Below are 25,090 nucleotides of genomic sequence, written 5' to 3' on the forward strand. Positions count from 1 at the left end.
AAGGCATTGCGCGTCGACCTCGTGGGAGCCCGCGCACGATCGTTTGACTCATGCATGCACAAGCCCCGGGTAGGGGCTTGCCTACAGCATCCGGCCAAGCATAGCGCCCAGCCCGGTTCATTCTGAAAATTGTTGCCAAGTATCTTTTACACAAGGCCTTTTATCAACAACTCAGCCAGTTGCACGGCATTGAGTGCCGCGCCCTTGCGTACGTTATCGGACGTCAGCCACAGATTAAGTTCCATCGGGTCGTCGACACCGCCCCGCACCCGGCCCACGTAGACCACATCCTGCCCCACCGCATCGCCCACCGGCGTTGGGTAATCGCCCGCCTCCACCAGCTCGACACCGGGCGCCGCCTCCAGCGCCGCATTGACGGCCGCCAGGTCAACCGCACGGGCCGATTCCAGGGTCACGCTAAAGCTATCGCCAAAAAATACCGGGGCTTGAATGCACGAGGCAGAAATCTTCAACTGCGGCTGGTCCATGACTTCACGCAGCTCGTGAACCAGGCGCTTTTCCAGCACGGTATGGCCCTGGGCATCCGGCGTGCCGACTTGCGCCAACAGGTTGAACGCCATCTGCCGGTCGAAGAACCGCGGCTCCAGCGGGCGCACGTTGAGCAGCTCGGCGGTTTGCCGGGCCAACTCCGTGACCGCTTCGCGACCCTGGGCCGAAACGGCCAGGCTGGCGGTGACGGTGACGCGCTGCAGGTCCAGCAGCTCACGCAGGGGTGCCAGCACCACGGCCAGGGTTGTCGCCGAGGCACTTGGGCTGCTGACCTGGAACGGCCGGCCCAGGCTCGCCAGCACCGCCCCGTTGGCTTCCGGCACGACCTGCGGCGCCTGGGCGGCAGGCAAGGCGCCAGACAGGTCGATCAACGAGCAGCCCGCCGCCGTGGCACGCGGGGCGAAGCTCAGGGTCACCGCCGGACCGGCGGCAAAGAACACCAATTGGACTTTGCCGAAGTCGAATTCATCCACTTCCCGCACCCGCACGTTCTTGCCGCGAAACGGCACCGAATGCCCTGCCGACTCGCTGCTGGCCAGCAGGTGCAGGTTGGCAATCGGGAAGTCGCGCTCTTCAAGGATCTGGACGAGGGTTTCGCCGACAGTACCGGTGGCGCCGACAACGGCGATATCAAAGGACTGGCTCATGGTTCTACCTCAGGCGAAACGGGGGGAGCGGCACTTTACCGGGTGGTGGGGATGCAGGCAATTCTGCCGGGCCTTGTGGTGGCTGTGGCGGCCCCTTCGCGAGCAGGCTCGCTCCCACAGTTGATCGCATTTCCCTGTGGGAGCGAGCCTGCTCGCGAAGGCGTCGGGCCTGACAACATTTCTTCCATAAAAAAACCCGCACCTCTCACAAGGCGCGGGCTCTTTCATTGCCTCAAGCGATCAACGCTCCAGCAGGATCCGCAGCATGCGCCGCAGCGGTTCGGCCGCGCCCCACAGCAGTTGGTCGCCGACGGTGAAGGCGCCCAGGTACTGGGTGCCCATGTTGAGCTTGCGCAGACGGCCAACCGGTACATTCAGGGTGCCGGTGACCTTGGTCGGGCTCAGCTCCTGCATGCTGATCTCGCGGCTGTTCGGCACCAGCTTGACCCAAGGGTTGTGCTGGCTGATCAGCCCTTCGATGTCGGCGATCGGTACGTCTTTGTTCAGCTTGATGGTCAGCGCCTGGCTGTGGCAGCGCATCGCGCCGATCCGCACACAGATACCGTCCACCGGGATCGGGTTCTTGAAGCGCCCGAGGATCTTGTTGGTTTCGGCCTGGGCCTTCCACTCTTCGCGGCTCTGGCCGTTCGGCAGTTCCTTGTCGATCCACGGGATCAAGCTGCCGGCCAGCGGTACGCCGAAGTTCTCGGTCGGGTACGCGTCGCTGCGCATGGCTTCGGCCACACGACGGTCGATGTCGAGGATGGCGCTGGCCGGGTCGGCCAGTTGATCGGCGACCGCGGCGTGGGTCGCGCCCATTTGCTTGATCAGTTCACGCATGTTCTGCGCGCCGGCACCCGAGGCCGCCTGATAGGTCATGGCGCTCATCCACTCCACCAGGCCAGCCTCGAACAGGCCACCCAGACCCATCAGCATCAGGCTGACGGTGCAGTTGCCGCCGATGTAGTTCTTGGTGCCCGCGTCCAGTTGCTGGTCGATCACCTTGCGGTTGACCGGGTCCAGGACGATCACCGCATCATCCTGCATGCGCAGGCTGGAAGCGGCGTCGATCCAGTAACCCTGCCAGCCGGCTTCGCGCAGCTTGGGGAAGACTTCGCTGGTGTAGTCGCCACCCTGGCAGGTCAGGATCACGTCGAGGGTTTTCAGCTCTTCAATGCTGTAAGCGTCCTTGAGCGGAGCAATATCCTTACCCACGGACGGGCCTTGGCCACCCACATTGGACGTGGTGAAAAACACCGGCTCGATAAGATCGAAGTCCTGCTCTTCCAGCATCCGCTGCATGAGCACGGAACCGACCATACCGCGCCAACCGATCAGACCTACACGTTTCATCGCAACTACACCTTCTTTAAAAAGTGGGCCGCTGCCTTCGAAGTGGAATGCGGCAGCGGGCCCGAGAGATTACAGATTCCGCAGCACGGCGACTACTGCGTCGCCCATTTCCTGCGTACCAACCTTGGTGCAACCGGCCGACCAGATGTCACCGGTGCGCAGGCCCTGATCCAGGACCAGGCTCACGGCTTGCTCGATGGCATCGGCTGCAGCCTGTTGGTTGAAGCTGTAACGCAACATCATCGACACCGACAAGATGGTCGCCAACGGGTTGGCAATGCCCTGGCCCGCGATGTCCGGCGCCGAACCGTGGCACGGCTCGTACATGCCCTTGTTGTGGGTATCCAGGGACGCCGACGGCAGCATGCCGATGGAGCCGGTGAGCATCGAGGCCTGGTCGGACAGGATGTCGCCGAACATGTTGTCGGTGACGATCACGTCGAACTGCTTGGGTGCACGCACCAACTGCATCGCCGCGTTGTCGACGTACATGTGGCTCAGCTCGACCTCGGGGTAATCCTTGGCCACTTGCTCGACCACTTCACGCCACAGTTGGCTGGACGCCAGGACGTTGGCCTTGTCCACCGAGCACAGTTTCTTGCCGCGCACCATGGCCATGTCGAAGCCGACGCGCGCGATGCGACGGATCTCGCTTTCGCTGTACGGCAGGGTGTCGTAGGACTGGCGCTCGCCGTTTTCCAGGGTGCGGGTGCCACGTGGCGCGCCGAAGTAGATGCCGCCGGTCAGTTCGCGCACGATCAGGATGTCCAGGCCGGCCACGATTTCTGGCTTGAGGCTGGAGGCGTCGGCCAGTTGCGGGTAGAGGATCGCCGGACGCAGGTTGCCGAACAGGCCCAGTTGCGCACGAATCTTCAACAGGCCGCGCTCAGGGCGGATGTCGCGCTCGATGGCGTCCCACTTCGGGCCGCCCACGGCGCCCAGCAGCACAGCATCGCTGGCGCGGGCACGCTCCAGGGTTTCGTCAGCCAGGGGCACGCCGTGCTTGTCGATGGCCGCGCCACCGATCACGTCATGGCTCAGTTCAAAGCCCAGGCCGAACTTGTCGCTGGCCAATTCCAGCACCTTGACCGCTTCGGCCATGATTTCCGGGCCAATACCGTCACCGGGGAGAATCAGAATCTGCTTGCTCATGGTTTCCTCAATATCATCAGTCGGCGCGCCCCTCGGACGCGCCCGGAAAAAGTCTGTCGCTCGGCGCTTATCGTTCGGCCATCAGCACCAGCACATCGGTGCTGAACGAGCCGTCGGCCTCAATCTCGAAATAGTCGCGCACTTCATTGCCCATCGACTGCTGCAGCTCGCGGATCGCGGCGCGCATCACCTGTGGCGTGCGCATGCGCTCGACCCAGGAGGTGTACTCCAGGCGCAACCGCTGGCGCGTGGTGCTGCGGGTATGCAGCCCGGCTTCGCTGACCTGGCGCAACCATTCGCCAGCGGAGTAATCGCGCACGTGACTGGTGTCGCGCAGCACCTCGACGCTTTGCAGGTAAGTGTCGAACAACGGGCTACCCGGCGACAAGACATCAATGAACGCCGCCACCCCGCCCGGCTTCAGCACCCGACGCACTTCGCGCAAGGCCAGGCCCAGGTCGCTCCAGTGGTGCGCGGAGTAGCGGCTGAAGACGAAGTCGAACTCGCCGTCGGCAAACGGCAAGCGTTCCGCGGCGCCGTTGACCGTGGACACGTTGCTCAAACCGCGATCAACGGCCGCCGCGCTCACCACGTCGAGCATCTGCTGCGACAGGTCGTAGGCCACCACTTCCTTGACCAGCGGCGCGACGTGAAACGCCACGTGGCCGGCGCCACACCCCAGGTCCAGCACCCGCGCCGCGCCCTGCCCCGCCAACTCGGCCTGTAGCAGCGCAAACTCGGTGCCCTGGGCGTGCACGGCACTGCTCAGGTAGGCCGCGGCCTGTTCGCCGAATTGTTTTTGTACCACTTGGGTGTGTTGGGCGGTGCTGGTCATGGGGACTTCCTTTTTGGGGTGAGTCTTGGGGTGTCAGGGTGGCTGCCTTCGCGAGCAGGCTCGCTCCCACAGGGGTTTTATGAGCGCCACAAATCCAATGTGGGAGCGAGCCTGCTCGCGAAAGCGCCCGCCCTGGCTTACATCACATCAAGCGTCGCGAAACAACCACGGCTGGCTCGCCCGGTGCTTGGCTTCAAACGTCGCAATCGCCTCATGGTCCTGCAAGGTCAGGCCGATGTCGTCCAGGCCGTTGACCAGGCAATGCTTGCGGAACTCGTCCACTTCAAAGTGATAGACCTTGCCATCGGGACGGGTCACGGTTTGCGTCACCAGGTCGACCTTCAGCTCATAGCCAGGGTTGGCTTCGACCTGTGCGAACAACTCATCGACTTCAGCGTCGGTCAAGATGATCGGCAGCAAGCCGTTCTTGAAGCTGTTGTTGAAGAAGATGTCGGCGTAGCTCGGCGCGATGATGCTGCGAAAGCCATATTCTTCCAGGGCCCACGGCGCGTGTTCGCGGCTGGAGCCGCAACCGAAGTTCTCACGGGCCAGCAACACACTGGCGCCCTGGTAGCGCTCGGCGTTGAGCACGAAGTCTTTGTTCAGCGGGCGCTTGGAGTTGTCCTGGTAGGCGTAGCCCACGTCCAGGTAGCGCCACTCGTCGAACAGGTTGGGCCCGAAACCGGTGCGCTTGATCGACTTCAAGAATTGCTTGGGAATGATCTGGTCGGTGTCGACGTTGGCGCGATCCAAAGGTGCGACAAGACCGGTGTGCTGGGTAAAAGCTCTCATGCTGCGCTCCTTTAGATCAATTCACGGACGTCGATGAAACGACCGGTCACCGCGGCGGCGGCGGCCATGGCCGGGCTCACCAGGTGGGTACGACCACCGGCGCCCTGGCGGCCTTCGAAGTTGCGGTTGGAGGTCGAGGCGCAATGCTCGCCCGACTCCAGGCGGTCCGGGTTCATCGCCAGGCACATCGAGCAGCCCGGCTCACGCCATTCAAAACCGGCTTCGAGGAAAATCTTGTCCAGGCCTTCCGACTCAGCCTGCGCCTTCACCAGGCCCGAACCCGGGACCACGATGGCTTGTTTGATGGTCGACGCGACCTTGCGGCCCTTGGCGATCACGGCGGCAGCGCGCAAGTCTTCGATCCGCGAGTTGGTGCAGGAGCCGATGAACACCCGATCCAGCTGAATGTCGGTGATCGCCTGGTTGGCGCTCAAGCCCATGTACTTCAAGGCACGCTCGATGGAGCCGCGCTTGACCAGGTCGGTTTCCTTGGCCGGGTCCGGCACGTTCTGATCGACGGCCAGGACCATCTCGGGCGAGGTGCCCCAGCTGACTTGCGGCTTGATCTGTGCCGCGTCGAGCTTGACCACGGTGTCGAACTGCGCGTCGGCATCGGACACCAGGTCTTTCCAGGCTTCTACTGCCATGTCCCACTCCACGCCTTTCGGGGCGAATGGACGGCCCTTGACGTAGGCCACGGTCTTTTCATCGGCCGCCACCAGGCCCACGCGGGCGCCGGCTTCGATGGACATGTTGCAAATGGTCATGCGGCCTTCGATGGACAGGTCGCGGATCGCGCTGCCGGCAAACTCGATGGCATGGCCGTTGCCGCCAGCGGTGCCGATCTTGCCGATCACGGCGAGGACGATGTCTTTGGCGGTCACGCCGAACGGCAAGGTGCCTTCGACGCTGACCAGCATGTTCTTCATTTTCTTGGCGACCAGGCACTGGGTGGCGAACACGTGTTCGACCTCGGAAGTGCCGATGCCATGGGCCAAGGCGCCAAACGCGCCGTGGGTCGAGGTGTGCGAGTCGCCGCAGACCACGGTCATGCCCGGCAAGGTCGCGCCCTGCTCCGGGCCGATCACGTGGACGATGCCCTGGCGCACGTCATTCATCTTGAATTCGGTGATGCCGTACTCGTCGCAGTAGTCGTCGAGGGTCTGCACTTGCAAGCGCGAAACCTGATCGGTAATCGCCTCGATGCCGCCCTTGCGGTCCGGAGTCGTCGGCACGTTGTGGTCTGGGGTGGCGATGATCGAGTCCACACGCCACGGCTTGCGCCCGGCCAGGCGCAGGCCTTCGAAAGCTTGGGGCGAAGTCACTTCATGGATGATGTGGCGGTCGATATAGATCAGCGACGACCCATCGTCGCGCCGTTTCACTTCATGGGAGTCCCAGAGCTTGTCGTAAAGCGTTTTGCCGGCCATCAGACGGTTCCTCATCAGCAGGTATGTTTCTATGCCCCGGGCTTTGAACTGAACCTTTCAATAACCCCTTGGCTTGTGAGGTCGATCCTATGGCGTTACATTAAATAACTCAAATTCATATTTTTCATGCTTTGGATAACCAACTGGAATACGCCCATGGACCTGGCCAACTTGAACGCCTTTATCGCCATCGCCGAGATCGGCAGCTTCTCCGGCGCCGGCGAACGCCTGCACCTGACCCAGCCCGCCATCAGCAAGCGCATCGCCGGTCTTGAGCAGCAACTGAATGTGCGCCTGTTCGATCGCCTGGGCCGCGAAGTCAGCCTGACCGAGGCGGGGCGCGCCCTGCTGCCACGCGCCTATCAGATCCTCAACGTACTGGACGACACCCGTCGCGCGCTGACCAACCTGACCGGCCAAGTGACCGGTCGCCTGACCCTGGCCACCAGTCACCACATCGGCCTGCACCGGTTGCCACCTTTATTAAGGGCGTTCACCCGCCGCTATCCCGAGGTGGCGCTGGACATTCAGTTCCTCGATTCGGAAGTGGCCTACGAGGAAATCCTCCATGGTCGCGCCGAACTGGCCGTCATCACCCTGGCCCCCGACCCCCACGCGCAGGTGCTGGCCACCCCGGTGTGGGACGACCCGCTGGACTTCGTGGTGGCTCCGGAACACTCACTGATCAGCCATGGCCCGGTCAGCCTGGCGGATATCGCCCGCCACCCGGCGGTGTTCCCGGGCGGCAACACCTTTACCCATCACATCGTCCAGCGCCTGTTCGAGGCCCAGGGCCTGGCGCCCAACATCGCCATGAGCACCAACTACCTGGAAACCATCAAGATGATGGTGTCCATTGGCCTGGCCTGGAGCGTGCTGCCACGCACCATGCTCGACGAACAGGTCGCGCGCATTCCTTTGCCGGGCATACAGCTCACTCGCCAGCTAGGCTATATCGTGCACACCGAACGGACGCTATCGAATGCGGCACGAGCTTTCATGGCCTTGCTGGACGCACAAATCGACTTGCCAGGGTCTGAGGGCTAACTTGTGCTACTCCTGTAAGGCTGCAAACCCGATGCCGGACGCCCAACCCTGCCCAAGGCCCGTCGCCAATGCCCAAATCCGTTGACCGCCCTCGCACGCCCTTGATGCCACGTGTGCAGTCGCTTGATCCGCAGGCCTCGGAGCAGAGCTGGGAAAGTGCCCCGCAGTTGCTCGCCGCCCTGAACGGTGCGCGCCTGGGGGCCTGGTATTGGGACATCGAGCTGGGGCAGATCAGTTGGTCCCGGGGCACCCAGGCGCTGTTTGGCTTCGATCCCCGAAAAGCCTTGCCCAGCGACCTGGAATACCTTGACCTGCTGCCCCCCGAAGACCGGGCCAAAACCATCCGGGCCTTCAATGCAGTGATTGCCGGCGCCCCGCTGGAACAGGCCATGCACCATCGCATCCGCTGGCCCGACGGCAGCCTGCACTGGCTGGAGATCAACGGCAGCCTGCTGCCCGACAAGCATGGCCGACCACGGATGATCGGGGTCATCCGCGAGATCACCCACCAGCGCCAGCGCGAACAAGCCCTGAGCAGCTCGGAGAAACGTTTCGCCACCCTGTTTCACCTGTGCCCGAACATGGTCTTGCTGACCCGCCAGGAAGACGGCCTGATCACCGAGGCCAACCAGTATTTCGAGAGCCTGTTCGGCTGGCCCGTCCAGGACGCCATCGGTCGCACCACCCTGGAACTGGGCCTGTGGGTACACCCCGAACAGCGCGGGCAGTTGGTCAAGGCAACCAAGGCCAAGGGCGAATTGATCAGCATGGAAGTGCAGTTTCGTGCCGCCAGCGGCCAGGTGCATGACGGCATCCTCAGTGCGCAGAAGGTCGAACTCGAAGGCCAGCCGTACCTGCTGAGCACCTTTCTCGACACCACCGAACGCAAAGCCGCCGAAAGCGCCCTCAAGGACAGCCAGGAGCGCCTGGACCTGGCCCTGGACTCGGCCCAACTGGGCACCTGGGACTGGCACATCCCCAGCGGCATGCTTTACGGCTCGGCCCGCGCCGCCCAGTTGCATGGGCTGGCGCCGATGCCCTTCCATGAAGCCTTCGACGAGTTCTTCGAAGGCGTGCCCGGCGAAGAACGCGACACCATGCGCGATGCCTACCGCAGCCTGCGCGAAGGCCCGGCGGGCAACTATCAATTGACCTACCGGGTGCAACTGGCGGACGGCACCTCGCGCTACCTGGAAAGCCGTGCCCGGCTGTACCGCGACGAACAGGGCAATCCGCTGCGCATGGCCGGCACCCTGCTGGACATCACCGAACAGGTCGAACGCGAACAACGCCTGGTCGCCTCCGAAGCGAAATTCGCCACCCTGTTCCAGGTCAGCCCGGACCCGATCTGCGTCACCCAGCAGGACAACGGCCAGTTCATCGAGATCAACTCCAGCTTCACCCAGACGTTTGGCTGGACTGCCGGCGATGTGATCGGTCGCAGCGCCGACGTCATCGGCCTGTGGGATGCCTCGGCCAAAAGCCTGCAACGGATCGAGCAGGTGATCCGCGACCAGGGCCTGAACAACGTGGCCATCGGGGTCCGGCACAAGGACGGGCAAGCCCTGACCTGCGTAATTTCCAGCCGCCAGATCAGCGTCGGCAATAAGCAGTGCATCGTCACCACCTTGCGCGACATCACCCAGCAGCAACGCTCGGAGGCGGCCCTCAAGGCCAGCGAGGAAAAATTCGCCAAGGCGTTCCACTCCAGCCCCGACGCGATCACCATCACCGAGCGCGACAGCGGCCGCTACCTGGAGGTCAACGACGGCTTCTGCCGCCTGACCGGCTACCGCGCCGACGAGGTGATCGGGCGCACCGTCTACCAGATCGGCATCTGGGCCGACGAGAAGCAGCGTTCGACACTGCTGGCCGAACTGCACATCAAGGGCCGGGTGCATCACCAGGAAATGCTCGGGCGCAACAAGCGCGGGGAGTTGCTGACCGTCGAAGTCTCGGTGGAACCGATCACCCTCAACGAAACCGCGTGCCTGCTGCTGACCGCGCGGGATGTCAGCCTGCTGAAAAACGCCGAGGCACAGATCCGCCACCTGGCCTACCACGACCCCCTGACCAACCTGCCCAACCGTGCCCTGCTGATGGACCGCCTGAGCCAGCAGATCGCCCTGCTCAAGCGCCACAACCTGCGCGGCGCCCTGCTGTTCCTGGACCTGGATCACTTCAAGCACATCAACGACTCGCTCGGCCATCCGGTGGGCGATACCGTGCTGAAGATCATCACTGCCCGCCTTGAGGCCAGCGTGCGCATGGAAGACACCGTGGCACGCCTGGGTGGCGATGAATTCGTGGTGCTGCTCAGCGGCCTGGAGGGCAGCCGCAGCGAAGTCAGCGATCAGGTCCGGCAACTGGCCGACACCCTGCGCGAGTTGCTGGCGGAGCCGATGTTCCTCGACGGCCAGCGCCTGCAAGTCACCCCGAGCATTGGCGTGGCACTGATCCCCGACCACGGCTCGACCCCAGCCGACCTGCTCAAGCGTGCCGACATTGCCCTGTACCGCGCCAAGGACTCGGGACGCAATGCCACGCAGATGTACCACAACACCATGCAAAAGGCCGCCAGCGAACGCCTGCGCATGGAAACCGACCTGCGCCTGGCCTTGTCCCGAGGCGAATTCAGTGTGTATTACCAACCCCAGGTCGATGCGCGTGATCAGCGCATCGTCGGCGCCGAGGCCCTGGTGCGCTGGCACCATCCGCAACTGGGCGCCCAGTCCCCGACCGAGTTCATCAAGGTGCTGGAAGACAGCGGGCTGATCCTGGAGGTCGGCACCTGGATCCTCGACGAAGCCTGCCAGGCCTTCAGGCAACTGATCGCCAGGCACAAGATCGACCCGCACCACTTCACCCTGTGCGTGAACATCAGCCCACGGCAGTTCCGCCAGAACGACTTCGTCGAACGCATCGAACACAGCCTCAGCCATCACGGCCTGCCCTACTCACTGCTGAAACTGGAGATCACCGAAGGCATCGTGATCCAGAACCTGGATGACACCATCAGCAAAATGCGCCGCCTGAAAAAACTCGGCATCAGTTTCGCCATGGACGACTTCGGCACCGGCTACTCGTCCCTGACCTACCTCAAGCGCCTGCCGGTGGACACGCTGAAGATCGACCAGTCGTTCATCCGCGACGCCACCACCGACCCCAACGACGCCGAAATCATCCGCGCCATCGTCGCCATGGCCCGCAGCCTGGCGCTGGAAGTGATTGCCGAGGGCGTGGAAACCCCGGAGCAGCTTGAGTTCCTGCAGGGGCTGGGCTGCCATCTGTATCAAGGCTACTTGCACAGCCGGCCGTTGCCGTTGGAAGGGTTTGAGTTGCTGCTTAAATGACGGACACAAGAAAGGGCGCCAAGGTGGCGCCCTTTCTCACTGACACGACGGTTAGTTTTGCAGCGTCGCGTGTTGCGTCCCGTTGATCGGGATGCGCTTGGCTTTCGCGTCTTCCGGCACGACACGCAGCAGGTCAATGCTGAGCAGGCCGTTGTTCAACGCCGCCGCCTTGATCTCAATGTGATCGGCCAGGCGGAACGACAGCTTGAACGCCCGCTGGGCAATACCTTGGTGCAGGTAAGTGACGTTGTCGCCGGTATCACGCTTGCCACCACTGACGGTCAACACGCCTTTCTCGACTTGCAGTTCAAGGTCTTCTTCCCGGAAACCGGCTGCCGCGACCACGATACGGTATTGGTCGTCGCCGTGTTTTTCGACGTTATAAGGTGGATAGCTGCTGCCGGGCTCATTGCGCAGCGCAGACTCGAACAGATCGTTGAAACGATCGAAACCCACCGAAGAACGGAACAATGGAGCCAGGGAAAGTGCAGTATTCATGGTTCAAATCTCCTGAAAACAATCAGCAAGGTTTTTGTCTCCGCGACCCGAATTCGGCATCGCGTACCCCTTAGATAGGGACCGCCAACGGCATTTCAAGAGATTTCCCAGAGATTTTTTAGGCCGCTTCTGCGACCGGCAGACCGAGCAAACGGGACACCTGATCCAGTTCGGTCTCGCGCCGCAGCGCAGTGAACAGCACCACCGCCTCAGGGTAATTACGGGTCAACATGGCCAGCCACTGCTTCAAGCGCCCCGGCGACTGGCGGGCGGTCATCTGGTCCTTGGCTTGCAGCCAGAAGTCCTGGATCAGCGGCAACAACTCGGCCCAGCTCATCTCAATCACCTCTTCACCGGCCCGTGCGGCAGCGATCTGCCGGGCCAGGTCAGGGCGCGACACCAGGCCGCGACCGAGCATGATGTCTTCCACACCGCTGATCTCCCGGCAACGGCGCCAGTCTTCAACACTCCAGATGTCGCCATTGGCGAACACCGGCACCTTGACCACTTCCTGCACCCGGGGGATCCACTCCCAATGGGCCGGCGGCTTGTAGCCGTCCATCTTGGTCCGTGCATGCACCACGATGTGCTCGGCGCCGCCTTCGGCCAGGGCGGTGGCACACACCAGCGAACCGTCCGGACTGTCGAAACCCAGGCGCATCTTGGCCGTGACCGGGATATGCGCCGGGACGGCACGACGCACGTGCTCGACGATCTGATTGAGCAACTCTGGTTCCTTGAGCAACACCGCACCGCCACGGGACTTGTTGACGGTCTTGGCCGGGCAGCCGAAGTTCAGGTCGATCACCTCGCTGCCCAACTCACACGCCAACGCCGCGTTTTCCGCCAGGCACACCGGGTCCGAACCCAACAACTGCACGCGCAGCGGCACACCCGACGCGGTGCGCGCGCCATGGAGCAACTCAGGGCCGAACTTGTGGAAATAGGCTGGGGTGAGCAACTGATCGTTGATGCGGATGAACTCGGTCACGCACCAATCGATACCGCCAACACGGGTCAGCACGTCCCGCAGGATGTTGTCGACCAACCCCTCCATGGGCGCCAAAGCAATTTGCATGGAAAACACTCAACGAAAAACGTGCGGCAGTTTACCGGGTTTCGCGAGCGGGGGCATGCCGGCTGGTTGGGCGGTAGCGAGTGAGCTGATCGATGAGGGTGTTGACTGTGCTGGCCTCTTCGCGAGCAAGCCCGCTCCCACAAGGGGGTTGGTGTCGGACACGGCGCTGTCTCCACCCAAAAAACTGTGGGAGCGGGCTTGCTCGCGAAAGCGTCGGGTCAGTCAACGATGCTGTTGAATCTAACGCCGCCTTCGCGAGCAAGCCCGCTCCCACAAGGGGGTTGGTGTCGGACACGGCTCTGTCTCCACCCAAAAAACTGTGGGAGCGGGCTTGCTCGCGAAAGCGTCGGGTCAGTCAACGATGCTGTTGAATCTAACGCCGCCTTCGCCGGCAAGCCGGTCTCGCTCCCACGGGGATGGTTGCCCTACTGGCGGGCCGCCTCCCACGATTTGAGCAACTCGTTGTAGCTCACGGTCTCACCCTGGGGCTTCTCGTTGGCCAATTTCGGCTTCGGGGCACCCGGCTGGTCGAACCAATACTGGGCGTCACGCTCCTCGTTGAGTTTCGGTCCGCACACCGGCTGCACCTTGGAGCGCTCGAGCCGCGCCATGATTGCGTCCTGATCCTTGGCCAGGCCGTCGAGCGCCTGTTGCGGGGTTTTCTCGCCGCTGGCGGCTTCCGAGATATGGCTCCACCACAACTGGGCCAGGCGCGGATAATCCGGCACGTTGGTCCCGGTCGGGGTCCACTGCACCCGAGCCGGGCTGCGATAGAACTCCACCAGGCCACCCAGCTTGGGCGCCAGGTCAGTCATGGCCTGGGAGTTGATGTCCGACTCACGAATCGGCGTCAGGCCAATGATGGTTTTCTTCAGGGACACGGTTTTCGAGGTCACGAACTGCGCGTACAGCCAGGCCGCGAGCTTTTGCTTCTCGGGGGTCGATTTGAGGAAAGTCCAGGAACCCACGTCCTGATAGCCCAGCTTCATACCCTCTTCCCAGTACGGCCCGCGCGGCGACGGTGCCATGCGCCATTTCGGCGTGCCATCGGCATTCATCACCGGCAGGCCCGGCTTGGTCATGTCGGCCGTGAACGCGGTGTACCAGAAGATCTGCTGGGCAATGTTGCCCTGGGACGGCACCGGGCCGGATTCGGAGAAGGTCATGCCCGCCGCTTCAGGTGGCGCGTAGGCGCGCATCCAATCGACATACTTCTGCGTGGCAAACACCGACGCCGGGCCATTGGTGTCGCCGCCACGGGTCACGCTGGAGCCCACCGGGTGGCAGTCCTCGACGCGAATCCCCCACTCGTCCACCGGCAAGCCGTTGGGCAGGCCCTTGTCGCCGCCCCCGGCCATGGAGAACCAGGCATCGGTGAAGCGCCAGCCCAGGGACGGGTCTTTCTTACCGTAGTCCATGTGCCCATAGACCCGCTTGCCGTCGATTTCCTTGACGTCTTCGCTGAAGAACTTGGCAATGTCCTCGTAGGCCGACCAGTTCACCGGCACGCCCAACTCGTAGCCATACTTGGCCTTGAACTGGGCCTTGAGGTCCGGGCGCTCGAACCAGTCGGCGCGGAACCAGTAGAGGTTGGCGAACTGCTGGTCGGGCAACTGGTAGATCTTGCCGTCCGGCGCGGTGGTGAAGGAAATGCCGATGAAGTCCTTGAGGTCCAGGGTCGGCGAGGTGAAGTGCTTGCCTTCATTGGCCATCATGTCGGTGATCGACTCGGTCTTGCCATAGCGAAAGTGCGTACCGATCAAGTCCGAGTCGTTGACCCAACCGTCATAGATGTTCTTGTCCGACTGCATCTGGGTCTGCAGCTTCTCCACCACGTCGCCTTCTTGCAGCAGGTCGTGGGTCAACTTGATCCCGGTGATCTCGCTGAAGGCCTTGGCCAGCACCTTGGACTCGTATTCGTGGGTGGTCAGGGTCTCCGAGACCACGTTGATCTTCATCCCCCGAAACGGCTCGGCCGCCTTGATGAACCACTTCAGCTCGTCAAGCTGCTGCTCGGCCGTCAGGGTGGATGGCTTGAACTCGCTGCCGATCCACTTCTTCGCCGCGTCTTCGTAGGCATCGGCCCACGCTGCCGCACTCAGACCACTGAGCGCGAACACCGCGGCCAATGAAATGCTATGTCGCAGCTTATTGTTTTTGTCGAACATAGAGACCTCCTGTTTGGGTTTCAGAGCCACAGTGTCGAGCGATTCGACTAGCCCCAACGCATCACCGCCAACAACCACACCAGGGACAGCGCAGACGCCACCCAGATGCTCCAGCCGGTTACGCCGATCACCAGTAAATGCAGGTAGGCGCTGCCGAGAAGACCGATAAACAGCCGATCACCACGGGTGGTGCTGATCGGCAACAAGCCACGCCGAGGGATACTCGGCGAGCGCAGTTCCCAGGTGGTCATGCCCGCCAGCAACAGGGCAATCGCCACGAAGAACAACGCGGTGGGGGTGGTCCAGGCCATCCATTCCATCATCAGCTCCTCACACCCGGCCCAGGGCAAAGCCCTTGGCCACATGGTTACGGACAAACCAGATCACCAGCATGCCCGGCAGAATGGTCAGCACCCCGGCGGCGGCCAGCACGCCCCAGTCGATCCCCGAGGCCGATACGGTGCGCGTCATCACCGCCGCGATCGGCTTGGCATTGACCGACGTCAGGGTGCGCGCCAGCAGCAGCTCGACCCAGGAGAACATGAAGCAGAAGAACGCCGTGACGCCGATCCCGGAGCCAATCAACGGGATGAAAATCTTCACGAAGAACTTGGGAAAGCTGTAGCCGTCGATGTAGGCCGTTTCGTCGATTTCCTTCGGCACCCCGGACATGAAGCCCTCCAGGATCCACACCGCCAGCGGCACGTTGAACAGGCAATGGGCCAGGGCCACGGCGATGTGGGTATCGAACAGGCCGATGGACGAATACAGCTGGAAGAACGGCAGCAGGAACACCGCCGGCGGCGCCATGCGGTTGGTCAACAGCCAGAAGAACAGGTGCTTGTCGCCCAGGAACCGATAGCGCGAGAACGCATAGGCCGCCGGCAGTGCCACCGTCAGGGAGATCACCGTGTTCAGGCTCACGTAATACAGCGAGTTGAGGTAGCCGCTGTACCAACTGGGGTCGGTGAAGATCACCTTGTAGTTGGCCAGGGTGAAGTCCTGGGGGAACAGGGTCAGGCCGCCGAGGATCTCGGTGTTGCTCTTGAACGACATGTTCAGCAGCCAGTAGATCGGCACCAGCAGGAACAGGATGTAGATCAGCAACGGGATCAGCTTTCTCTTGGGCATGGCAGGCCTCACCGGTTGGCGTCGGAGTGGGTCATGGCGGTGTAGAACAGCCACGACACCAACAGGATGATCAGGAAGTACACCAGGGAAAACGCCGCGGCCGGCCCCAGGTCGAACTGGCCCACGGCCATTTGCGTCAGGGTCTGGCTGAGGAAGGTGGTGGCGTTGCCCGGCCCGCCGCCGGTGAGCACGAACGGCTCGGTGTAGATCATGAAGCTGTCCATGAAGCGCAGCATCACCGCGATCAACAGCACGCTCTTGAGCTTGGGCAACTGGATATGGCGAAACACCGCCCAACTCGACGCCCGGTCGATCCGCGCCGCCTGGTAGTACACGTCCGGTATCGAGCGCAGCCCGGAGAAACACAGCAGCGCCACCAGCGAGGTCCAGTGCCACACGTCCATCACCAGCACCGTGACCCAGGCGTCCATGGTATTGGCGGCATAGTTGTAGCTGATGCCCATCGCGTTGAGCGTGGACCCGAGCAAGCCAATGTCGGCGCGGCCGAAGATCTGCCAGATCGTGCCCACCACGTTCCACGGGATCAGCAGCGGAATGGCCAGGATGATCAGCACCAGCGACGACCAGCGCCCCTTGGTGGGCATGGTCAGGGCGATGCCGATCCCCAGGGGGATTTCGATCAACAGCACGCAGGCCGAATAGATGAACTGGCGCAGCAGCGAGTCATGCAGGCGTGGGTCGAGCAGCACCTGCTTGTACCAATCGGCGCCCACGAAGTAGCGGCTCGACTGGTCGAAGATGTCCTGCACCGAGTAGTTGACCACGGTCATCATCGGGATCACCGCACTGAACGCCACCAGCAGGAACACCGGCAACACCAGCCACCAGGCCTTGTTGTTCTGCACCTTGTTCATGCTTGCGCCTCTAGCCAGTAGTCATCGGCATAAACCATCAGCCACTGCGCCGGAAAGCTGATGGACGCGGTGCCCTGGGGCACCGGCTTGTCTTCGGCCAGGCGCACCTTAAGCGGCGTGCCATCCAGTTCGAGGGTCAGGATCTTGTAGGTGCCCAGGTCTTCGACATGGACCACCATCGCCTGTAGCGCGTCCTCATTGGGTTCGTCCCAGACGTGGACGAACTCCGGGCGGATCCCCACTTTCAGGGTCCTGTAGGGCGTGGCCTCGATGCTGCGCTGCAAGCCTTCGGACAGCGGCAAGTCGATGGCGCCAAAGCCGACGCCGCCGGCCCGGGGCGTGACGTCGATCAGGTTCATCCCCGGGCTGCCGATGAAGTAGCCGACAAAGGTATGGCTCGGCCGCTCGAACAGCTCACGGGGAGTGCCGAACTGGACGATCTGCCCGCCGTACATCACCGCGATCTTGTCGGCGAAGGTCGAGGCTTCGAGTTGGTCGTGGGTCACGTAGACCATGGTGATGTTGAATTGCTCATGGATCTGCTTGAGCTTGCGCCGCAGCTTCCACTTCAGGTGCGGGTCGATCACCGTCAGCGGCTCGTCGAACAAGATTGCCGACACGTCATCGCGCACCAGCCCACGGCCCATCGAGACTTTCTGCTTCTCGTCGGCACTGAGGTTGCGCGCCTTCTTGCCCAGCAGCGCCTGCAAGTCCAGGACCTCGGCAATCTCCTGCACCTTGCGCTGGATCTGCGCCTCGGCCATGCCCTGGTTGCGCAAGGGGAACGCCAGGTTGTCGAACACCGTCATGGTGTCGTAGACCACTGGGAACTGGAACACCTGGGCGATGTTGCGCTTCTCGGGGGTCAGTTGGTTAACCACCTTGTTGTCGAACAGCACCTCGCCTTCGGAGGGGCTGAGCAGGCCGGAAATGATATTGAGCAAGGTCGACTTGCCGCAGCCCGAAGGCCCGAGCAAGGCGTAGGCACCGCCCTGCTCCCAGACATGGTTCATCGCGCGGATCGCATAATCCTCGGGCCCTGCCGGGGTGCGGCTGTAGCTGTGGGCCAGGTTGTGCAAATGAATCTCGGCCATCAGGCAACCCTCGCGATACGCCGGCCCGGGGCCTGGAGCAGCCGCCCCTGGCCATCGAACACAAACAGTTTGTGGGTCGGGATGTAGATGCGGATCGGCGCATCGACGTCGTACTCGTGGACCCCGGACAAATGCAGCACCAGCAGGAAATGCTCGTTGCGCACGTGCAGGAAGGTTTCCGAGCCGCTGATTTCCGCGACCTCGACGGTCACCGCCAGCTCCAGGTCGTCGTCATTGCTGGGCACCAGGGAAATATGGCTGGGGCGCACCCCAAAGCGGAACTCGCCCTCGCCCACCGGGCGCAGGTCGACGTTCAGCGGGAAGTGCACAAAATTGGCGAAGCTCACTTCATTACCGCTGATGCGCCCCGGCATCAGGTTGATCGGCGGCTCGGAGAACAGCTCGGCGGCCAGCTCCGTTTGGGGCTGGTGATAGACCTCGGGGGTCTTGCCGCTCTGGATTACTCGACCTTCGTGCAGGATCGTGGTCGTACCGCCCAGGGCCAGGGCCTCATTGGGTTCGGTGGTGGCGTAGATGGCGATGGTATGCCGCGCCTGGAACAGCTCGCGCATCTCCTGGCGCAACTCCTCGCGCAGCTTGTAGTCGAGGTTGACCAGCGGTTCATCGAACAGGATCAGCTCGGCGTCCTTGACCAATGCCCGGGCCATCGCCGTGCGCTGTTGCTGGCCGCCGGACAACTCCAGTGGATAGCGCTGGAGGAACTTCTCGATGCGCAGCATCTTCGCGGTGTCCAGCACCTTGCTCTGGATAAGCTCATTGGCCACCCCGGCCTGGCGCAGCGGCGAGGCGATGTTTTCGAACACGGTCATGGTCGGGTAGTTGATGAACTGCTGGTAGACCATCGACACGTTGCGCTGGCGCACCGGGCGCTGGGTGACATCGACGCCGTTCATCAGAATGCGTCCCGTGTCAGGCTTGTCCAGCCCCGCCATCAGGCGCATCAGGCTGGTCTTGCCGGACAGGGTGCGCCCCAGCAGGACATTGAACGATCCGGGATCGAAGCGCAGGTTGGCGTCCACGATCCAGGCCTGCCCCTCAACGGTGCGGCTGATGTGCTCCAGGGTTAATGACATGGCTCGGCCTTTTTATTATTGGAGTCAAGCGACCGGAACACTAAAGCGACATTCGTGCCAAAAATCCCAAGCACTTGATCTCGCTCGGGTTTCATAAAAAGTATGAAAATTTAGCGTTCAGCACTGAACACAAATGAACAACGGCGGGTGAACAATTGAACAGTCCCGGGTTTGACTTTGAACACACGTGAACAACACTGAACCGGCACACCTCGACCGTGGCGACATCGTCCGTGGGGCCAGAACAACAATAAAAACGAGAGGACCCAGCATGTCCGCGCCCGCCTCAAAACAGTCCCACGACGCCATCATTCAAGACTCCTGGACCCGCTGCCGCGCCTTTGGCCTGCATCACCAGAGCCCGCCGGCCTTCGACCAACTGCCCGCCGAGGGCATCGCCCACCTGCTGGAGAGCCAGCACTCGCTGGTGCAGACCACTCACCAGGAAGTGCTGCCCTACTACGAGAACATTCTGAGCAACTCCAACTGCCTGATCATGCTGGCCGACAACCAGGGCCAGGTGCTGACCTCCTGGGGCACCCAGCGCTTCATCGAGCCGGGCCTGAGCCGTGGCTTCAGCGCCGGGGCCAGTTGGCGCGAGCAATGCAGCGGCACCAACGCGATTGGCACCGCGCTGATCTGCGAGCAGGCGGTGCACATTGCCCACGATGAACACTTCCTCAAGGCCAACCGCTTCATGACCGGCTCCGCCGCGCCGATCTTCGACGCCGAGCGCAAGGTGATCGCCGTGCTCGATGTGTCCAGCGACAGCTACCTGCCGCCCGACCACACCCTGGGCATGGTCAAGATGATGAGCCAGACCGTGGAGAACCGGCTGATTCTCAACCTGTTCAAGGACGATCACTTCCAGTTGGTGTTCAACACCGGCCTGGCCAACCTGGACAGCCAGTGGGCCGGCCTGCTGATCATCGATGAGAGTGGCCAGGTGCTGTCGGCCAACCGCCGCGCCGACAACTTGCTGGGCACGCGCCTGTCACGGGTCAGTATCGAGAGCCTGTTCAAGGTGTCCTTGCGCGAACTGCTCAACCAACCCGATGGCCTGCCCTTCGCCCTGCAAGCCGCCGGCAGCAATCGTTTTCATTGCCTGCTCAAGCGCCCGCGGCAACAACCGGTGCAGGCCAGGGTCTTCAGCGAGCCGCCAAGCCCGGCGCCGGAAGCCATCAGCCTCGCCACCCTGCACTTTGGCGATGCCCGCGTGGAAAAGGCCGTGCGCCAGGCCGAGCGCCTGCTGGAGAAGGACATTCCGCTGCTGATCCACGGCGAAACCGGCGTCGGCAAGGAAGTCTTCGTCAAGGCCCTGCATCAAGCCAGCTCACGCAGCAAACAAGCACTGATTGCCGTCAACTGCGCGGCGATCCCCGCCGAACTGGTGGAGTCCGAGCTGTTTGGCTACGAGAAAGGCGCGTTCACCGGCGCCAACCAGAAAGGCAGCATCGGCCTGATCCGCAAGGCGGACAAAGGCACGCTGTTCCTCGACGAAATCGGCGACATGCCCCTGCCGACCCAAGCCCGGCTGCTGCGGGTGCTGCAGGAGCGATGCGTGCAGCCGGTGGGCAGCGGCGAACTGTTCGCCGTCGACATCCGCATCATCTCGGCCACCAATCGTTCGCTGCGGGAACAGGTACAACTGGGGCGCTTTCGCGAAGACCTCTACTACCGCATCGGCGGCTTGCCGCTGGAACTGCCGCCCCTGCGCGAACGCACGGACAAGCCGGCGCTGTTCAAGCGCCTGTGGCAACAACACCGCGAGCCCACCCAATGGGCCGGCTTGAGCCCGGAGGTGCTGGCCCTGTTCGCCCGCCATCCGTGGCCGGGCAACCTGCGCCAGGTCAGCAGCGTGATCCAGGTGGCGCTGGCCATGGCCGAGGACCAGCCGATCCAGGCCAAGCATTTACCCGATGATTTTTTTGTCGACCTGGAGATGGACCCGCTGGCAACCGCCGAACCCGTGGCCATGGACTTGAATGATGCCGAGGATTTGCACCAACAGTTGCAGGCCGCCGGCGGCAATATCTCCCACCTGGCGCGGCGGCTGGGGGTGAGCCGCAATACCCTGTACAAGCGACTGCGGCAGGCTGAATGACACAATGACCGAACTGACCCCTTCGCGGGCAAGCCCGCTCCCACAGGGGATTGGGGTTGGGCACCGGATGTGTGTCACACCGACGATCCGGGTGGGAGCAACTCTCTTAGCCATGCCGCTCGTCACCGCCATCGCGAGTAGGAATCTGGGTTGAGCCCGTAGGAGCGAGGCTTGCCCGCGAACCGGCCAGCCCATTCAACATCGATGTCGTCAGACGTACCGCCTTCGCGGCCTCGCTCCTACAAGGAATTGAGCTGCTCCCCGGATGTGTGTTCGCCGTGGACCAGGGTGGGAGCGGGCCTGCCCGCGAAGAGGCCGGCACAGTCAACATCAATGCCGGCTGACACCCCGCTGTCGCGAGCGGGCTCGCTCCCACAGGGGATTGGGGTTGGGCAGCGGATGTGTGTCGCACCGACGATCCGGGTGGGAGCAACTGTCTTAGCCATGCCGCTCGTCACCGCCATCGCGAGTAGGAATCTGGGTTGAGCCCGTAGGAGCGAGGCTTGCCCGCGAAGACGTCAGCCCTGTCCACTCAGAACCACCCGCAACCGCTGAAAACAAAAACCCGCACACGGCGGGTTTTGTTTGTAGCGAGCGACGCTATCAGTCAGCCAAGCGCCAGGTCGTGCCGCCCTTGCCGTCTTCCAGCACCACGCCCATGGCGGTGAGCTGGTCGCGGATGCGGTCGGACTCGGCCCAGTCCTTGCCGGCACGCGCTGCCAGGCGCGCCGCAATCAAGGCATCGACTTCAGCGGCATCGACACGCCCTTCGGCGCCGGCTTGCAGGAAGTCCTCGGCTTCAAGCTGCAACACGCCCAGCACGCTGGCCAGCTCTTTGAGACGTGCCGCCAGACCGGCCGCCGCGTCGAGATCGCTGTCGCGCAGGCGGTTGATCTCGCGCACCATTTCGAACAGCACGGCGCAGGCTTCAGGGGTGCCGAAGTCGTCGTTCATCACCTGGGTGAAGCGTTCGACAAAGGCTTCGCCGCCCGCCGGGGCCACGCTCGGCAGGCCTTTCAACGCGTGGTAGAAACGCTCCAGGGCGCCCTTGGCGTCCTTGAGGTTGTCTTCCGAGTAGTTGATGGCGCTGCGGTAGTGGCTCGACACCAGCAGGTAACGCACGACTTCCGGGTGGTACTTTTCCAGCACGTCGCGGATGGTGAAGAAGTTGTTCAAGGACTTGGACATCTTCTCGCCATTGATGCGAATCATGCCGCAATGCATCCACGCGTTGGCGTAAGTCTTGCCGGTAGCCGCTTCGCTCTGGGCGATTTCGTTCTCGTGGTGCGGGAACTCAAGGTCGCTGCCGCCGCCATGAATGTCGAAGGTCTCGCCCAGGCAGCAGGTCGACATCACCGAGCACTCAATATGCCAGCCCGGACGCCCGGCGCCCCACGGCGACTCCCAGCTCGGCTCGCCTGGCTTGGTGGCCTTCCACAGCACGAAGTCCAGCGGGTCCTGCTTGGCTTCGTCGACTTCGATCCGCGCACCGATGCGCAGGTCTTCGATCTTCTTGCGCGACAGCTTGCCGTAACCCATGAACTTGGCGACGCGGTAGTACACGTCGCCATTGCCCGGGGCATAGGCGTAGCCCTTGTCGATCAGGGTCTGGATCATGCTCAGCATGCCCGGGATATGGTCGGTGGCACGCGGTTCCATGTCCGGCTTGAGGATGTTGAGGCGCGCCTCATCCTCATGCATCGCAGTGATCATGCGCTCGGTCAGCACGTCGAACGGCTCGCCGTTCTCCCGCGCCCGATTGATGATCTTGTCTTCGATGTCGGTGATGTTGCGCACGTAGGTCAGGTTATAACCGCTGAAGCGCAACCATCGGGTCACCAGGTCGAAGGCCACCATGCTGCGACCATGGCCAATGTGGCAATAGTCGTACACGGTCATGCCGCACACGTACATGCGCACATTGTTGCCATCGAGCGGCTTGAACACTTCTTTGCTCTTGGTGAGCGTGTTGTAGATCGTTAGCACGTCAGAATCCTTGAATCACTGGCCCCAGGAGTCACGCAGGGTCACGGTACGGTTGAACACCGGCTGACCAGGTTTCGAGTCCTTGATATCCGCACAGAAGTAACCTTCGCGCTCGAACTGGAAACGGTCTTCCGGCATGGCGTTGCCAAGCGATGGCTCGGCACGACAACCGGTGAGCACCTGCAGGGAGTCAGGGTTGATGTTATCCAGGAAGCTGGCGCTGTCTTCGGCCTTCTCCGGGTTGGCCGAACGGAACAGGCGATCGTACAGGCGCACTTCGCACTCGACGCTGGCGGCGGCCGGCACCCAGTGCACCACGCCCTTGACCTTGCGCCCTTCCGGGTTCTTGCCCAGGGTGTCCGGGTCGTAGGAGCAATGCAGCTCGACGATGTTGCCGTCGGCGTCCTTGATCGCTTCGTCGGCGCGGATCACATAGCTGCCACGCAGGCGCACTTCGCCGGCCGGTTCCAGGCGCTTGTAGCCCTTTGGCGGCTCTTCCATGAAGTCTTCGCGATCGATGTAGATCTCGCGAGCGAATGGCAGGACGCGCACGCCCATGTCTTCCTTGGGGTGGCACGGCAGTTCGAGGTTCTCGACCTGGCCTTCCGGATAGTTGGTGATCACGACTTTCAGCGGACGCAGCACGCACATGGCGCGCGGGGCGCTGTGGTCGAGGTCGTCGCGGATGCTGAATTCGAGCATGCCGAAGTCGACCACGCCGTCGGAACGGTTGGTGCCGATCATGTCGCAGAAGTTGCGGATCGATTTCGGCGTGTAGCCACGACGGCGGAAGCCCGACAGCGTCGACATGCGCGGGTCATCCCAACCGTGGACGTGCTGCTCGTCCACCAGTTGCTTGAGCTTGCGCTTGCTGGTGATGGTGTAGTTGAGGTTCAGGCGGCTGAACTCGTACTGGCGCGGGTGCGCCGGCACCGGCAGGCTGTCGAGGAACCACTCGTACAGCGGACGATGGCTTTCGAACTCCAGGGTGCAGATCGAGTGGGTGATGCCTTCGATGGCGTCCGACTGACCGTGGGTGAAGTCGTAGTTCGGGTAGATGCACCAGGTGTCGCCGGTCTGGTGGTGATGGGCGTGGCGGATGCGGTACATGATCGGGTCGCGCAGGTTCATGTTCGGCGAGGCCATGTCGATCTTGGCCCGCAGCACGCGTGCGCCGTCCTGGAACTCACCGGCCTTCATGCGGGCGAACCAGTCCAGGTTCTCCTCGATGCTGCGATCGCGGAACGGGCTGTTCTTGCCCGGCTCGGTCAGGCTGCCACGGTATTCCTTGGCCTGCTCGGGGGTCAGGTCGTCGACGTAGGCCTTGCCGGCCTTGATCAGCTCAACGGCCCAGTCGTGCAACTGGTCGAAGTATTGCGAGGCGTAACGCACTTCGCCGGACCACTGGAAACCCAGCCACTTGACGTCGCTTTCGATGGCGTCGATGTATTCCTGGTCTTCCTTGGCCGGGTTGGTGTCGTCGAAACGCAGGTGCGTGACGCCACCGAACTCCTGGGCCAGGCCGAAGTTCACACAGATCGACTTGGCGTGGCCGATGTGCAGGTAGCCGTTGGGCTCAGGCGGGAACCGAGTGACGATCTGCGTGTGCTTACCCGAGTCCAGGTCCGCCTGGATGATCGGGCGCAGGAAATTGACCGGCACGGCAGGGCCAGTCTTGGAATTCGAGGTAGGGTCGACAGTGGGCTTGCTCATAGGATCCTTGGACGTACAAGTGCGTGGCCTTCATGAAGGCCGGACAAAACAAAGCCGCTATCATAGCCGATGCCGTCAAGCACCTGACAGAGCAGCCCCTTAAAACAGCTGCCTTTAATCGACCTGATTGTAAAAACAGCCTCGAAATTCGCCGCCGGCACGCTAAACTGCGCAGCTTGGCCGACGCGGCCAACCCGGATTTTGGGCCCAACGGCCCCGAAACCCACGAA

Annotated in this window: 19 protein-coding genes; 3 read left to right on the forward strand and 16 right to left on the reverse strand. The window is 62.6% G+C overall.

Annotation, left to right across the window (positions count from 1 at the left end):
• Positions 1 to 146 precede the first annotated feature (146 nt).
• From BMW74_RS05410 to leuC, 6 genes are all read right to left on the reverse strand, one after another.
• Positions 147 to 1,157 (reverse strand): aspartate-semialdehyde dehydrogenase, encoded by a 1,011-nt coding sequence (locus BMW74_RS05410; RefSeq protein WP_093414667.1) that lies wholly within the window; start codon positions 1,155 to 1,157, stop codon positions 147 to 149.
• A gap of 240 nt (positions 1,158 to 1,397) precedes the next feature.
• Positions 1,398 to 2,510, reverse strand: a complete 1,113-nt coding sequence (gene asd / locus BMW74_RS05415) for an aspartate-semialdehyde dehydrogenase (RefSeq protein WP_093414669.1) — start codon at positions 2,508 to 2,510, stop codon at positions 1,398 to 1,400.
• A gap of 69 nt (positions 2,511 to 2,579) precedes the next feature.
• On the reverse strand, positions 2,580 to 3,662 hold the full coding sequence (leuB, locus tag BMW74_RS05420; protein ID WP_093414672.1) for a 3-isopropylmalate dehydrogenase: 1,083 nt from the start codon (positions 3,660 to 3,662) through the stop codon (positions 2,580 to 2,582).
• A gap of 67 nt (positions 3,663 to 3,729) precedes the next feature.
• Positions 3,730 to 4,497, reverse strand: a complete 768-nt coding sequence (locus BMW74_RS05425; RefSeq protein WP_093414675.1) for a class I SAM-dependent methyltransferase — start codon at positions 4,495 to 4,497, stop codon at positions 3,730 to 3,732.
• A gap of 147 nt (positions 4,498 to 4,644) precedes the next feature.
• Entirely contained in the window at positions 4,645 to 5,289 is a 645-nt protein-coding gene (leuD, locus tag BMW74_RS05430; protein ID WP_093414679.1) for a 3-isopropylmalate dehydratase small subunit, read from the reverse strand.
• An 11-nt stretch (positions 5,290 to 5,300) separates the two neighbouring features.
• Positions 5,301 to 6,719 carry a 3-isopropylmalate dehydratase large subunit gene (leuC, locus tag BMW74_RS05435; protein ID WP_093414682.1) on the reverse strand — a complete coding sequence of 473 codons (1,419 nt, stop codon included), beginning with the start codon at positions 6,717 to 6,719 and terminating at the stop codon, positions 5,301 to 5,303.
• A 156-nt stretch (positions 6,720 to 6,875) separates the two neighbouring features.
• On the opposite strand from leuC, the gene BMW74_RS05440 reads away from it, so the two are divergent.
• On the forward strand, positions 6,876 to 7,766 hold the full coding sequence (locus BMW74_RS05440) for a LysR family transcriptional regulator (protein WP_093414686.1): 891 nt from the start codon (positions 6,876 to 6,878) through the stop codon (positions 7,764 to 7,766).
• A gap of 68 nt (positions 7,767 to 7,834) precedes the next feature.
• The gene (locus BMW74_RS05445; protein ID WP_093414689.1) at positions 7,835 to 11,119 is read left to right on the forward strand and encodes a bifunctional diguanylate cyclase/phosphodiesterase; all 3,285 of its coding nucleotides are present in this window, start codon (positions 7,835 to 7,837) and stop codon (positions 11,117 to 11,119) included.
• 51 nt (positions 11,120 to 11,170) lie between these two features.
• Here BMW74_RS05445 and BMW74_RS05450 read toward each other — a convergent pair whose 3' ends face one another.
• The 8 genes from BMW74_RS05450 to BMW74_RS05485 all read right to left on the reverse strand — a co-directional run bounded on the left by BMW74_RS05450 (position 11,171) and on the right by BMW74_RS05485 (position 19,057).
• Positions 11,171 to 11,617, reverse strand: coding sequence for an Hsp20 family protein (locus BMW74_RS05450; RefSeq protein WP_093414692.1), 447 nt, complete (start codon positions 11,615 to 11,617; stop codon positions 11,171 to 11,173).
• A gap of 118 nt (positions 11,618 to 11,735) precedes the next feature.
• Positions 11,736 to 12,695: a tRNA dihydrouridine synthase gene (locus BMW74_RS05455; protein WP_093414695.1), complete on the reverse strand. Its 960-nt coding sequence runs from the start codon at positions 12,693 to 12,695 to the stop codon at positions 11,736 to 11,738.
• A 425-nt stretch (positions 12,696 to 13,120) separates the two neighbouring features.
• Positions 13,121 to 14,863, reverse strand: coding sequence for an ABC transporter substrate-binding protein (locus tag BMW74_RS05460; RefSeq protein WP_093414698.1), 1,743 nt, complete (start codon positions 14,861 to 14,863; stop codon positions 13,121 to 13,123).
• A 47-nt stretch (positions 14,864 to 14,910) separates the two neighbouring features.
• Complete coding sequence (locus BMW74_RS05465) at positions 14,911 to 15,183, reverse strand: DUF2160 domain-containing protein (RefSeq protein ID WP_093414701.1); 273 nt, start codon at positions 15,181 to 15,183, stop codon at positions 14,911 to 14,913.
• A gap of 10 nt (positions 15,184 to 15,193) precedes the next feature.
• On the reverse strand, positions 15,194 to 15,994 hold the full coding sequence (locus BMW74_RS05470; RefSeq protein ID WP_093414704.1) for a carbohydrate ABC transporter permease: 801 nt from the start codon (positions 15,992 to 15,994) through the stop codon (positions 15,194 to 15,196).
• A gap of 8 nt (positions 15,995 to 16,002) precedes the next feature.
• Positions 16,003 to 16,869: a carbohydrate ABC transporter permease gene (locus BMW74_RS05475; RefSeq protein WP_093414706.1), complete on the reverse strand. Its 867-nt coding sequence runs from the start codon at positions 16,867 to 16,869 to the stop codon at positions 16,003 to 16,005.
• The gene (locus BMW74_RS05480; protein WP_093414708.1) at positions 16,866 to 17,963 is read right to left on the reverse strand and encodes an ABC transporter ATP-binding protein; all 1,098 of its coding nucleotides are present in this window, start codon (positions 17,961 to 17,963) and stop codon (positions 16,866 to 16,868) included. Before BMW74_RS05480 ends, BMW74_RS05475 begins: the two co-directional genes overlap by 4 nt.
• Positions 17,963 to 19,057, reverse strand: a complete 1,095-nt coding sequence (locus tag BMW74_RS05485; RefSeq protein WP_093414710.1) for an ABC transporter ATP-binding protein — start codon at positions 19,055 to 19,057, stop codon at positions 17,963 to 17,965. The genes BMW74_RS05480 and BMW74_RS05485 overlap by 1 nt, the downstream gene beginning before the upstream one ends.
• Positions 19,058 to 19,328: 271 nt before the next feature.
• Here BMW74_RS05485 and BMW74_RS05490 point away from each other — a divergent pair, with 271 nt between their 5' ends.
• On the forward strand, positions 19,329 to 21,161 hold the full coding sequence (locus BMW74_RS05490) for a sigma-54-dependent Fis family transcriptional regulator (protein WP_093414713.1): 1,833 nt from the start codon (positions 19,329 to 19,331) through the stop codon (positions 21,159 to 21,161).
• 603 nt (positions 21,162 to 21,764) lie between these two features.
• Here BMW74_RS05490 and cysS read toward each other — a convergent pair.
• Positions 21,765 to 23,147 (reverse strand): cysteine--tRNA ligase, encoded by a 1,383-nt coding sequence (gene cysS / locus BMW74_RS05495; protein WP_093414716.1) that lies wholly within the window; start codon positions 23,145 to 23,147, stop codon positions 21,765 to 21,767.
• 15 nt (positions 23,148 to 23,162) lie between these two features.
• Positions 23,163 to 24,860 carry a glutamine--tRNA ligase/YqeY domain fusion protein gene (locus BMW74_RS05500; protein WP_093414719.1) on the reverse strand — a complete coding sequence of 566 codons (1,698 nt, stop codon included), beginning with the start codon at positions 24,858 to 24,860 and terminating at the stop codon, positions 23,163 to 23,165.
• Positions 24,861 to 25,090: the final 230 nt, after the last annotated feature.

The organism is Pseudomonas sp. ok272, from assembly GCF_900109995.1.
Taxonomy (GTDB): Bacteria; Pseudomonadota; Gammaproteobacteria; order Pseudomonadales; family Pseudomonadaceae; genus Aquipseudomonas.